Raw genomic sequence first — 12,810 nt, 5'->3', positions numbered from 1 at the left:
CAGACAAGTCTGAGGGGGATAAAAATGGACAAGAAACCTTCAAAAACCAGGAAAATGATCTGGTTTATGATTATTGCGGCAATGATTGTTCTGCTGGTTGTCGCCGCGGTTACGACAACCGCGGATTCCGTAAAGGAGACGGCGTGGGCTCTGCTCCCGCCGGTCATCGCGATTGTTCTGGCACTGATCACAAAGGAAGTGTACAGCTCCCTGTTTTTCGGAATCCTTGCGGGCGGCCTGCTCTTTTCCGGGTTCTCTTTTCAGGGCACACTGAATCATGTGTTTCAGGACGGGATCATTACCGTTCTCGCTGATTCCTACAACGTCGGAATCCTGGTATTCCTTGTGATGCTTGGTATCCTTGTGGCGCTCATGAACCGCGCCGGAGGATCGGCAGCCTTCGGAGAATGGGCGGGAAAGCACATCCGGACGAGAGTAGGAGCACAGCTGGCTACGATTCTCCTGGGGTGCCTGATCTTCATTGATGACTACTTCAACTGTCTGACGGTGGGATCGGTTATGCGGCCGGTCACAGATAAGCATCACGTATCCAGAGCGAAGCTGGCCTATCTGATCGATGCGACTGCCGCTCCGGTCTGCATCATCGCTCCGATTTCGTCCTGGGCAGCGGCGGTTTCCGGCTTCGTGGAGGGAAAGAACGGAATTTCTCTGTTTGTACAGACGATTCCGTACAATTTCTATGCGCTGCTGACGATTGCCATGATGATTACGCTTACCGTAACTAAAACGGACTATGGTCTGATGGCCATACACGAGAAGAATGCGATTGAGAACAATGATCTGTACACAACGCCGGATCGTCCGTACGCGGATTCGGACAGTCAGAAGATCAGCTCCCGCGGAACCGTGTTTGACCTGATCATCCCGGTTGTCGCACTGGTGATCTGCTGTGTAATCGGCATGATCTACACCGGCGGTTTTTTCAGCGGCAAAAATTTTATAGACGCCTTTGCAGGCAGTGACGCATCGGTAGGCCTGGTGCTCGGCTCGTTTGTCGGACTTGTGATTACACTGATTCTCTATCTTGTAAGAAAGGTCCTGTCCTTTAAGGAGTGCATGGACTGTATTCCGGAGGGCTTCAAGGCGATGATCTCTCCGATCCTGATTCTTACCTTTGCATGGAGCCTGAAGGCGATGACAGACAGCCTTGGCGCGAAGGAATTTGTCGCTGCCATCGTGAAGAATTCCGCGGAAGGCTTCATGAACTGGCTGCCGTGTATCATTTTCCTGATCGCGGTGTTCCTGTCCTTTGCGACCGGAACCTCCTGGGGAACCTTTGGTATTCTGATTCCGATTGTGGTAAATGTATTTGAGGGATCGGATTACAGAATGATGATCATTGCGATGTCCGCCTGCATGGCAGGAGCTGTGTGCGGCGATCATTGCTCGCCGATTTCGGATACCACAATCATGTCCTCGGCAGGAGCACAGTCAAACCATCTGAATCATGTGATGACACAGCTGCCCTATGCTATGACATGCGCGGCGATTTCATTTGTGACATATATTATTGCCGGATTTACAAAATCGGCATGGATCTCGCTTCCGTGTGGAATTGCAATTCTGATTGCTGTGATCCTTTTCCTGAAACAGCAGGAGAAGAAGAGGGGATTTGTAGAAAAGTGACCGAAGGGTACATAACCCAGTGAATAGCAGAAAGTGAGGGGCTGACGCACGGAAGGAATTCGTGCGGCAGCCCCTTTGGCATAGGTTTGGTCTGATGGATCCGGGCAGGTATTTTTCTGCAAAACGGTGATCCGGGCAGATGATTATTGAACATAGCAAATGTCCGTGTATAGGTATATTGTGCCTTAGTCAGAGCATACGAAACCAGACAGATATGCGTTATTTTCTGCTCATTTCGTGAAAAAGCTTCTGCTTCATCGCGTAGAGCCTGTCCGAGAGGTCAACATAGACCTCCTGTGGATTCGTGAGCCGCTTTGTCTCGTCCCAGAGCGTGTTCTTCTCGTCTGTACAGATCTTTTGTATTTCCATTGTGGAGGGAGAAACGTAGCTGCAAAGCCCGTTTCGGAAGATCGGAATCAGCAGTTCGCGGATCCGGTAGGTTCCGCCCTTGAGCGTTGTCTTTTTCCACGTTGCGTTCGGGTCGAAGATCGTGATGTCCTTTTCGGGATCAAACTTCTCATCGGCGAGGGCGATGAGATCTGCACGGATTTTTCCGGTTTGTTTGTCATAAAAGCGGAAGATGGTCTTGTTGCCCGGATTCGTGATTTTCTCGACATTCTCGGAAAGCTTGATCTTCGGTACAAAATCCCTGTCATTTCTGTTCTTGATGGCAGCCATTTTGTATACGCCGCCGAAAGCAGACCAGCCGTTTGAGGTGATGAGGTTGGTGCCGACACCCCAGGAATTGATCCGGGCGCCCTGCTGCTTGAGAGACGTGATCAGATATTCATCAAGGTCGCTGGAGGCGGAGATAATCGCGTCTCCGAAGCCTGCCCTGTCAAGCATTTCATAAGCTTTTTTAGAGAGGTATGCGAGGTCTCCGGAATCGATCCGGATGCCGTATCCCTTCATCGGTATACCTGCGTCGCGCATCTCCCTGAATACCTGAATTGCGTTCGGTACGCCGGACTTCAGTACGTCATAGGTATCGACCAGGAGGATGCATGCGGAAGGATACAGCTTTGCATAGGTACGGAAAGCGGTCAGCTCATCCGGGAAACTCATAATCCAGCTGTGGGCATGCGTCCCCTTCACCGGCACATTGAAGAGTTCGCCGGTCAGGACATTAGAGGTGCCGATACATCCGCCGATCACAGCGGCGCGGGCGCCCCAGATGCCGGCGTCCGGACCCTGGGCGCGTCTGAGACCGAATTCCATGATTCCGTCGCCCTTTGCGGCGTCAACGACACGGGACGCCTTTGTGGCGATCAGAGACTGATGGTTGATAATGTTCAGAAGTGCAGGCTCAATAAACTGGGCCTCCATCAATGGCGCAACGACCTTGACGAGCGGCTCTCGCGGGAAGACAACGGTTCCCTCCGGAATTGCGTAGATATCCCCGGTAAAATGGAAGCCTCTCAGATACTCCAGAAAATCGTCGTCGAACAGACCGAGACCTCTCAGGTATTCGATATCCTCCGGAGAAAAATGAAGATTGCGTATGTAGTCGATTACCTGCTCCAGGCCGCAGGCTATGGCATAGCCTCCGTTGCATGGGTTGTTGCGGTAAAAAGCATCAAAGACGACGATCTGATCGGTTGGATTCTTGAAATAACCCTGCATCATGGTCAGTTCATAGAGATCGGTCATCATCGTCAAATTTCGATTATCTGCCATTATTCAAACCTCCGCTTATTCTGTTGATGTAATGACCAGAATCTGACGAAGTCCGGTTTTATATATCTAAAAACAAAGATGTTCTGTCAGATGTAAGTTGCAAGAAGTATAACACTCCGGAAAGCAAAATACAACCGGCGAAAGCGGTGCCAGTGCTGAATTCCGGTTATGCTGCGGCGCGCATTCTGGCATAAAAATTGCATATCACAACCGGCACAGGCCACATGCGCTTCCGGGGCGCGGCAACCGGGCGTTCCTTCAAATGAATAATGAACAGTGATGGAAAAGGGCAGATTGAAAAGACAGAATTATAATGACAGATTGACACGGTATACTCTGACAGAGTAGAATCGAAGAACCACGAGAATGCAAATATGCTCGGGCAAAGGGGGACAGGATGACGGAATTTCTGATTCGGAAATTTGTAAAGAACTATCAGAATACAGATGATACCAGGGTGCGTACGGCTTACGGGACTCTCGCGGGCATCACCGGAATCGTCTGTAATTTTTTTCTATTTGCGGTAAAGCTGAGCGTAGGACTCTTCATGATGTCGATGGCGGTTATCGCAGACGCTTTCAATAACCTGTCGGACGCGGTTTCCTCCGTGATCAGTCTTGTTGCGATGCGGATGGCGGGAAAACCCGCCGACAAGGATCACCCTTTCGGACACGGAAGAATGGAGTATATCGCCGCCCTGCTCATATCCGTTCTGATTGTAGCTGTCGGTATGGAATTTCTGAAAAGCTCCGTTGAAAAAATCAAAAATCCTGAGGCACTGAACTTTTCCGCCGCAGCAATTGTATTTCTCTTGATATCGGTGGCAGTCAAGCTCTGGATGTACTTTTTTAACCGGAAAATCGGCAGGAGAATCGGATCGGAGGTAATGAACGCGACGGCGATGGATTCTCTGTTCGACGCGATCACCACGACTCTGACACTGGTGTCCATCGGCGTGTATTTTCTCTTTGATATCAACATCGACGGTATTGCGGGGCTCATTGTATCATTTGTAGTCATCTATGCGGGCGTCGGAATCGTAAGGGATACCGTGAAACCCCTTCTCGGAGAAGCCATGGATCCCGAGCTGGCAGATAAGATCGGGAAAATCGTCGAGAGTGTCGACGGAGTGGCGGGCGCGCACGATCTGATCATACACAGCTACGGACCAAACCGCTATATTGCGACTATACATGTGGAAGTGTCTGTGAAGCACACTCTGGAGGAGGGACACAATATTGCGGACCAGGCCGAGAAGAAGGTGCTGGATCAGCTGGGAGTTGTGCTCGTCGTCCATGTCGACCCGGTGGAACTCAGTGACAGCAGAGTGCTGAAGATCCGGAAAGAGGTCACCCGGGTTCTGAACATCCTGGATGAGGAACTCAAATTTCACGATTTCAGGGTGAATTTCGAGGGCGAAAAAGCTCTGATTTCCTTTGATCTGGTCGTTCCTTACTCGTATTCACAGGAACAGGAACACAAGGTTGCGAGGCAGGTTGTCAGTCTGATGAAGGAGATCAATCCGGATTATGAATGCACGATTGTGATTGACAGAGGCATTCTGGAAGAGGTAGCGCAGCCGTGACAAAAACAAACATAGAACAGGCAGGAAATTAAAAAAAACAGGCAGGAAATTTTAAAAAAGTCCTTGCCTTTGCCTTTAGAATATGTTAATATTTCATGCGTGCCGTAAAGCACGCATAACATAAGGCCCGGTGGTCAAGAGGTTAAGACATCGCCCTTTCACGGCGGTAACACGAGTTCAATTCTCGTCCGGGTCACTTCTTATGAATCGGGTAAGACTTATGCCGATGTGGCTCAATTGGCAGAGCAGCTGATTTGTAATCAGCAGGTTATCGGTTCGAGTCCGATCATCGGCTCTATGGACCTTTAGCTCAGTTGGTTAGAGCAGTCGGCTCATAACCGATCGGTCCCGGGTTCGAGTCCCTGAAGGTCCATTTTAAACACAGCCTTGTGTTCACTGCTTACCTGATTATAAGAAAATAGTTTGTGGCCCGGTGGCTCAGCTGGTTAGAGCGCCGCCCTGTCACGGCGGAGGTCGTCGGTTCGATCCCGATCCGGGTCGCTTTATTTACGCGAACAGTGAGCCGCAGCCGAATGCGAAGTATTCGTGTGCGGCGACCGTCGCGATAGCGAGATAAAGCTCGCGCAGCGTGTTTTATCTCGTTCTGAACTGCTTCACGGCAGATTCGGAGTTCATATGTGTATGGGATCTTAGCTCAGCTGGGAGAGCATCTGCCTTACAAGCAGAGGGTCACAGGTTCGAGCCCTGTAGGTCCCATATTTTTTGTACGCACGGGCTTCGGCCTGTGCTTTTTTTATGCGAACAGTGAGCCGCAGCTGAATGCGAAGTATTCGTGTGCGGCGAGCGTCGCGATAGCAAGATAAAACTCGCGCAGCGTGTTTTATCTCGTCGTCTATAAGTCCAACCGCAATGCTCGTGTATCAGTCCAACTGCAATGCTCGTGTATCAGTCGAACCGCAATGTTCGTGTATCAGTCCGGCCGCAATGTCTCTGGTCCGCAGGAAGCTGGTTCACAAGAGGGCAGGAACATTCGCAGCACGGAAGATGCGAAGGGTAACAGGACTGGAAAATCCTTGCCGAACATAGTTTGGTGAACAGCAACAAGTGACGCAGGGACTTAGAGAGTATGTGGCGCTTTCTTCTTGTGCGCGGACGGTCAGAAATGATATGATAGCGATATCGATAAGATCTTCAGGCAGAAAGCCGCTTCCCGGGTATGTTTTCAGAACGGCGGAGCGGGCACGGGTATTCAGAGAGATGAGCGGAAAGAAAAAAAGATCGTGGATAAGCGAATACGAGACAGCGTTCGGTGAGGAAATCTCAGCACATGGGAAGCCGGAAGAACATCACGGTGAACAGAAAGAACGGAGCCTAAGTGCGATGGGACGGCTCGGGGACCTTGCGGAAAATGTTATCGGCGCGGAGATCGAGAAGCGGTTTGAATCTCCGGTGCTCGAAGGGGAACCGGAGACGGATGTCTGGTACCGGATCCCGATACCCCGTGGAAAGTCCGGAGATGGCTCCGAGTACCACATCTATATCAAGAAAGGCAGAGTCAACTGTACCTGCGTCTTTCTGTCGGGCGGAGGAGTTGCGTGGAATGAATATACCGCGGCGCGTCCCGTTACGGGCGGGAAAGTGGCAGCCGGGCTTCCGAATTACTACTGGAACAATCTGCGGCCATTCACGCAGATCATGAACATCAATACGGGAATCACGGAAATCGGTAACCAGCACAATCCCTTCAACGACTGGAATTTCATCGTCATCACATACGCGACCGGTGATTTCCACGTCGGGAAAAACGATTTTCATTATATCGCAGAGGACGGAACAGAGCAGATCCTCCATTTTCATGGATACGAGAACTTCACGGAAGGCATGAAAGCGGGGACCGCTTTTTTTCCAAGGCCGGACAAGCTTCTGATTGCAGGGGACAGCGCAGGCGCCTTTGCGGTTCCCGCCGTCACAACACCGATCCTCGAGGATTTTTACCCGGAATGCAAAGATGTGACAGTATTTTCGGACAGCGGCCAGTTGAATTATAAGAAATGGAAACAGACAGCGAAAGAGGTCTGGAAGACGGATCCGGTGTACTGGGAGCCGCTTGCCTCCGGCAATATCACAGTGGACTGGTACCGGCAGCTGTATCGGCTCTGGGGCGACCGGATCCGTTACCTGTATGCCGGGTCGCCGAGAGATTATCTGCTCAGCTCCTACCTGAATGACGTGCTGACTCATCAGTACGGAACCAATGCGGAAGTACAGGAGGAGTATTACCGCGAGATGCAGCGGATGATCCGCTCTCTCAAGGAGATTACACCGAAATTCGGGATGTTTATATACAATTTTCGGAATCTGAGATGGTTCCTCGGGGGCACCGTTCACACTACGGTCCGGCACAAGAGGTTCTATTTTCTGACGAAATCGGGGAAAACCATGGCAAAATGGCTCGGGGACGCGGTGAACGGTATGGTTTACGACTGCAATATGGATCTGATGAGCGGCGAAGATACAGGGTCAGACTTTATGGAGGAACTGTGAGGACCGGGTGAACCCGAAGGACAAGATTGGATGAACCCGACGTACATGAGCTGTTTCAAGCTGTTTCAAGTGGAACAGAAGAGTACGCAGCCAGTGACAGTTTTTTTTTCAGAACCCGGGACATTCGAGTGATCTCAGAGGAAACAGGAAGGAAATGTAATGGCAGACATGATTCAGAAGTTCGGCAATCTTGTGGACGCACAGATTCCCGATCATCCCAATGCGGCAAGGAGGCTGCTCCTTGCCGCATATTATGCGAAAAGAGTTCAGCTGAAGAAGTTTCCGCCGAAAGAACTCAGCCCGGCAAGAAACGACATGGCGGTTACATCGATGAATGCGGTGATTCATCCTCTGGTACATCCGGAAAAAACAGGGCTGGTCAGTATTTTTACCCCCTGCGAACTTCTTCAGACCTACGGAATCTATCCTATGGTTGCAGAGGCGATGTCCTGTTATATTACAGGTGCGGACGCGGAACGAGGATTCATTGACTATGCAGGTGAGGAGGGCGTGCCGGAGACATTTTGCTCCTATCACAAGATTCTGCTGGGAGGTATTCTGTCGGAGGTGATCCGAAGACCGCGGTTCATCGTCAACACCTCTCTCGCCTGCGATGCCAACAATCTGACATTCCGCATGGCAGCGGAGCATTACCATGTGCCGCATTTCTACATCGATGTGCCGTATGAGTGCTCGGAGGAGTCTGTCCGGTACACGGCGGACCAGCTGCGTGAATTCGCGAAGTTTCTCGAGGAAGATCAGAAGAAGCCTCTTGACATGGAAGAACTGAAACGAAGAGTCGCGGCAGGAGGAAGGACAATGAAGAAGATTGCCGCCTGTCAGACGCTGAAGCATGACCGCTATCTGTCGAATGACATCACGGATGAGCTGTATGAGGTATTCGGAAATCATGTTCTGCTCGGGATGCCGGAGGTCGAGCGGTTTGCGGATTCGCTTCTTCGGGATCTGAAGAAGGCGGAGCCGTCAAGGGGAATCCGCATTCTGTGGATGCACACCATTCCCTTTTATCAGAAGCCGCTCCGCGAAATGCTGAATTTCAGCGACCGGTGTCAGGTCGTGGCATGTGATATGAACTACGACGAGTATTGCGAGGCGGATCCGGAGAAACCGTTTGAAAGTATGGCGAAACGGCTGGTTTATGATTCATTTAACGGACCATCGGACCGGAGAATCCGAAGAAGTCTCGGTATGTGCCGGAAGCTGGACGCGGACGGCGTCGTGTATTTCTGTCACTGGGGCTGCAAGCAGACGCAGGCAGCAGCGCAGAATGCCAGAGCAATTCTGGAGGAAAACGGGTATCCGACCCTGATTCTGGACGGTGACGGATGCGATTCCGGAAATTCGAGCAACGGACAGATTGCGACGCGGATGCAGGCGTTTATCGAAATGCTGGAAGCCAGAAAAGCCGGAAGTACAGATGGAAGATAGGGCAGAAATTCAGATGGCAGAACAGCCGGATGAAAGATAAGGCAGAAATTCGGATGACAGGACAGTCGGATGAAAAATAAGGCAGAAATTCGGATGACAGGACAGTCGGATGAAAGATAGGGCAGAATTTCAGATAACAGGACATTCAGATGATATATTATATGTGTAAATACACCCCGCTTGAGATTTTCGCGGGGTTTGGCGAGCAGACGCAGAGACTCGCCCCGATGGGGGATTCTTTTGAAGCTGCCGAGAGTCTCGGACATCCGAATATGTGCGGATACGGAAAGGGAATCCTGGAGGCCGCCCAGAAACCTGAGGTTCAGGAACTTGTGCTGGTCAGCTGCTGCGACGTGGTGAAGAGAATCTATGACATTTTAAAGCGGCAGGGAAAACAGAGATTTTTATATCTTGTCGATCTTCCGCACAAGACCGGTGCGGCGGAAGAAAGATATATGGAAGGGCAGATCCGCGGCCTGATATCCGCATACGCGGCGTACAGCGGAAGGCAATTTGACGCAGAGGCAGTGCTTTCGCAGTGGCCCTCTGCTGCCGGATGCGGCATGTGCGGGACGGTAAAGACGGAGTCTCAGAGAAAGAACAGTCAGGAGCATGTCGAATCCGAACAGGCATACATCAGCCTGCAGGGAGCGCACAGCCGGGAGGAGTTCCCCGAGATGATCCGAAGAGTAACGGGGATTTCCGTTCGTGACGACACCTGCACCGGAAACCGGAATGTAGAGCTTCCTGAGGAAATTTTCGCGGCCTGCCGAAGGGAAAAACAGAACGGGACAGAGTCGGAGACCGGCGCGGAGAATATCCTGATCCGCGCGTACGCACATGCGCTTCTCCATCAGATGCCCTGCATGAGGATGGCAGATGTGAAATCGCGCGGGGAACTCGGCAGAAATTCGCTCGGTATTGTGTATCATACCATGAAGTTCTGTGATTATTACGGCTTTGAATATGCCGCACTTAAGAAGAATTCCGAGAAACCGATCCTGAAGATCGAGACTGACGGAACCGGGCAGAACAGCGGACAGATTTCTACCAGGCTTGAAGCTTTTGCAGAGAGCCTTCATCTGAAGGCGGAGAGGAAGAATATGAAGGGTACGGGAAATTATACGGCGGGAGTGGACAGCGGCTCGTCGAGCACGGACGCCGTAATTCTGGACCGGAACGGAATGATCGCGGGATGGGCGATTGTGAGCACCGGGGCTGGCGCTTCATCCGGAGCAAAGAAGGCACTGGACGAGGCTCTTCGGAAGGCGCACCTGAGCCGGGAGGATCTGCGCGGCATCGTCTCTACAGGATACGGAAGGGAGACCATCGGAATCGGTGACGCTTCCGTCACAGAAATCACCTGTCATGCCAGGGGTGCGCATTATCTGGATCCGGAGGTCCGCACGGTTATCGATATCGGCGGGCAGGATTCCAAGGTCATCCGGATCGACGAAAACGGAACAGTTCAAAGCTTTGTGATGAATGATAAATGTGCGGCGGGAACCGGGCGGTTTCTTGAGATGATGGCCAAAACCATGGAGCTTTCCATGGAGGATATGAGCAGAATCGGATTAAAGTGGAGGAATGAAACACAGATTTCCAGTATGTGCACCGTGTTTGCCGAATCCGAGGTCGTATCGCTGATCGCCCGCAATACACCGACTGCTGACATCATTCACGGACTGAATGTCTCAGTGGCGAACCGGACTGCCGGCCTTGTAAAACGCGTGCACGGGGAAGGCGCGTACATGATGACGGGAGGCGTTGCGCGAAACCGGGGAATTGTAGAGGCTCTGAGCGGGCGGATCGGTGAGAAAATCCGCGTATCGGAATATGCGCAGCTCTGCGGAGCCATTGGTGCCGCCCTGATTGCGGCAGAATAATTCTGCAGCCAGGGGAGAATATCGGATACACGCGCAGCTCTGGTGATCTTCGAGGTATTTTTTTACACGAACAGTGAGCCGCAGCTGAATGCGAAGTATTCGTGTGCGGCGAGCGTCGCGATAGCGAGATAAAACTCGCACAGCGTGTTTTATCTCGTTTAAAGGTGGCAAAAAAGAACGAAACGTTTTACAATGTTAACAGCAGGGATATAAAGCTTAGAAGCGGCGAGGCGTTGAAGTGTCGAAGCGGCGAAGTGACGCGCGGCTTATACCGTTTGCGCCCATCCCGCGGAGCATGGTGGCTTACCGTGCATTGTAATAGCGATGCAGCATAAAATGATTTAGAATTAATCGGAGGTGTTTATCCATGGATATGAGCAGGGGCTCGAAATTTAAGGACGGGATACGGATCGCGGCTGCCGCGTACCTGATCTATCTCGGTGTGAAGGTAATCGGTGATGTGATGAAGGGGGTGACCGAAGGCCGCCAGATCCTTTTTGTGATCTTCGGAATTGTGTTTATTGCTGTCGGAATCTGGATCGGACTTTGGTCGGTGAAAAGCCTGTTAAAGGAAGCGGAAAAATCAGACGACGGATCCGGGACGGAGGAAAATGACCGCAATATAGAGAATTCGGAATCTGTGACCGCGAAGGAAGATCCGGAGAGGATCGAAGCGGACGCAGCAGCGCCGGAGCATGGTGAATCAGAGCAGGCGGAACAGAAGGACGCCGAATCAGAGCAGGCGGAACAGAAAGATGCCGAATCAGAGCAGGCGGATAAAAATCGTACAGAATAAGGGCACGTGCGTGTAGTTTTCGCACAAGAAAATAATAAAATTTTTGTGAAAAAATAATGTGGCACAAGATATGGTAGACATAACAAAACAGCGTGCGTACATCTGGTACGAAGGCACAGGAAAAGCTGTTTTTATGCCTGCTTCAGCGGTTTTCCGCGTTTGCATTTAAAAATATTTTTGCGTATAATTGATTTATTTTGAAGGGTGAATTGCTTTTATAATATTTTAAAACAGAAGGTTGAAGTATTATGATAAATGCAATTCAGGAAAGTGCGATAGAGGAATATATTTCGTATCTGCACAATGAGAGAGAGACCTCCTATAATACAGAGATCTCTTACGAACGAGACTTGAAGAAAGCGGCGGATTACTTCTCGGAAAATGAAATCTGTGATTTCTGTCTGGTGACAGAGGTGAACCTGCATTCCTACCTGCTCTATCTGGAGGAAAATCACAAATCAGCCGCCACAGTATCGCGAAGCATTGCTTCGCTTCGCTCCTTTTTTCAGTACCTGGTGCGCAGCCGGAGAATCCAGAAGGATCCGACGGAGAATCTGAAACCGCCGAAAGTGGAGAAGAAGGCGCCGGAGATACTGACTGTTGATGAGGTTGACCGGCTGCTTGCGCTTCCGGATCGCAGAACGGCGAAAGGAATGCGCGACAGAGCTATGCTTCAGCTTCTTTATACGACCGGGATGCGTGTGAGCGAGCTGGTTCACCTGAAGATGGGGGATGTGGACCTGGAATTCGGTTACCTCACATGCAGTGATCATGACAGAGAGAGAAGAATACCGCTGGAGCAGGGAACGAGGATTATTGTCGAGGAGTATCTGGATTCCGCCCGTATGGAGCTGCTGAAGGGAAAGGAAAGCGAGTACCTGTTCTGCAATTGCTCCGGCACGCCGATGAGCCGGCAGGGATTCTGGAAGGTTTTGAAGAGCTATGCGTCGGGGGCGGGAATTGAAAAGGATATCACACCGCATACGATGCGTCATTCCTTTGCGGCGCACCAGCTCCAGAAAGGAACGGATCTGAAAAGGGTTCAGCAGATGCTCGGACATGCCGATATTTCAACGACACAGATCTATTCCAGAATCATCGGCTAGAGTATACGGGTCAGAGGAAACAGCAGAGAATGATCTGCAGAGGATCCCTGAGGAGAGCTTCTGAAAGAAATAGAGAAATGATCCCGGGAGATTTCAAAATTAATTTTTAAGTATCGGGGAAAAACAGGGAGGAAGGAACTGCATCAGCGGTTCTTCCCT

General features: G+C 51.0%; 8 protein-coding genes and 5 tRNA genes. 12 read left to right on the top strand and 1 reads right to left on the bottom strand.

Annotated features, from left to right (window positions below):
• The first annotated feature begins 24 nt into the window (after positions 1 to 24).
• Entirely contained in the window at positions 25 to 1,647 is a 1,623-nt protein-coding gene (locus ACTQ1O_RS01070; protein WP_441485739.1) for a Na+/H+ antiporter NhaC family protein, read from the top strand.
• 219 nt (positions 1,648 to 1,866) lie between these two features.
• Here ACTQ1O_RS01070 and ACTQ1O_RS01065 read toward each other — a convergent pair whose 3' ends face one another.
• Complete coding sequence (locus ACTQ1O_RS01065) at positions 1,867 to 3,324, bottom strand: nicotinate phosphoribosyltransferase (RefSeq protein ID WP_441485738.1); 1,458 nt, start codon at positions 3,322 to 3,324, stop codon at positions 1,867 to 1,869.
• A 397-nt stretch (positions 3,325 to 3,721) separates the two neighbouring features.
• On the opposite strand from ACTQ1O_RS01065, the gene ACTQ1O_RS01060 reads away from it, so the two are divergent.
• The 11 genes from ACTQ1O_RS01060 to ACTQ1O_RS01010 all read left to right on the top strand — a co-directional run bounded on the left by ACTQ1O_RS01060 (position 3,722) and on the right by ACTQ1O_RS01010 (position 12,651).
• The gene (locus ACTQ1O_RS01060) at positions 3,722 to 4,909 is read left to right on the top strand and encodes a cation diffusion facilitator family transporter (protein WP_441485737.1); all 1,188 of its coding nucleotides are present in this window, start codon (positions 3,722 to 3,724) and stop codon (positions 4,907 to 4,909) included.
• A gap of 124 nt (positions 4,910 to 5,033) precedes the next feature.
• Positions 5,034 to 5,105, top strand: a tRNA-Glu gene (locus ACTQ1O_RS01055).
• 26 nt (positions 5,106 to 5,131) lie between these two features.
• Positions 5,132 to 5,204: transfer RNA gene (locus ACTQ1O_RS01050), tRNA-Thr, on the top strand.
• Between the two features lie 4 nt (positions 5,205 to 5,208).
• A tRNA-Ile gene (locus ACTQ1O_RS01045) sits at positions 5,209 to 5,282 on the top strand.
• A 54-nt stretch (positions 5,283 to 5,336) separates the two neighbouring features.
• Positions 5,337 to 5,410, top strand: a tRNA-Asp gene (locus ACTQ1O_RS01040).
• 143 nt (positions 5,411 to 5,553) lie between these two features.
• A tRNA-Val gene (locus ACTQ1O_RS01035) sits at positions 5,554 to 5,626 on the top strand.
• 501 nt (positions 5,627 to 6,127) lie between these two features.
• Entirely contained in the window at positions 6,128 to 7,414 is a 1,287-nt protein-coding gene (locus tag ACTQ1O_RS01030) for a pectin acetylesterase-family hydrolase (protein ID WP_441485736.1), read from the top strand.
• Between the two features lie 159 nt (positions 7,415 to 7,573).
• Positions 7,574 to 8,863, top strand: coding sequence for a 2-hydroxyacyl-CoA dehydratase subunit D (locus ACTQ1O_RS01025; protein WP_441485735.1), 1,290 nt, complete (start codon positions 7,574 to 7,576; stop codon positions 8,861 to 8,863).
• A 149-nt stretch (positions 8,864 to 9,012) separates the two neighbouring features.
• Positions 9,013 to 10,749: an acyl-CoA dehydratase activase gene (locus ACTQ1O_RS01020; RefSeq protein ID WP_441485734.1), complete on the top strand. Its 1,737-nt coding sequence runs from the start codon at positions 9,013 to 9,015 to the stop codon at positions 10,747 to 10,749.
• A gap of 367 nt (positions 10,750 to 11,116) precedes the next feature.
• Positions 11,117 to 11,545, top strand: a complete 429-nt coding sequence (locus ACTQ1O_RS01015) for a hypothetical protein (protein WP_441485733.1) — start codon at positions 11,117 to 11,119, stop codon at positions 11,543 to 11,545.
• A gap of 248 nt (positions 11,546 to 11,793) precedes the next feature.
• Positions 11,794 to 12,651, top strand: coding sequence for a tyrosine recombinase (locus ACTQ1O_RS01010; RefSeq protein ID WP_441100984.1), 858 nt, complete (start codon positions 11,794 to 11,796; stop codon positions 12,649 to 12,651).
• The last annotated feature ends 159 nt before the right edge of the window (positions 12,652 to 12,810 follow it).

The sequence above is a fragment of the Bilifractor sp. LCP21S3_A7 genome (genome assembly GCF_052118825.1).
Lineage (GTDB): Bacteria > Bacillota > Clostridia > Lachnospirales > Lachnospiraceae > Bilifractor.
This window is presented reverse-complemented; position numbering and strand designations above follow the sequence as displayed.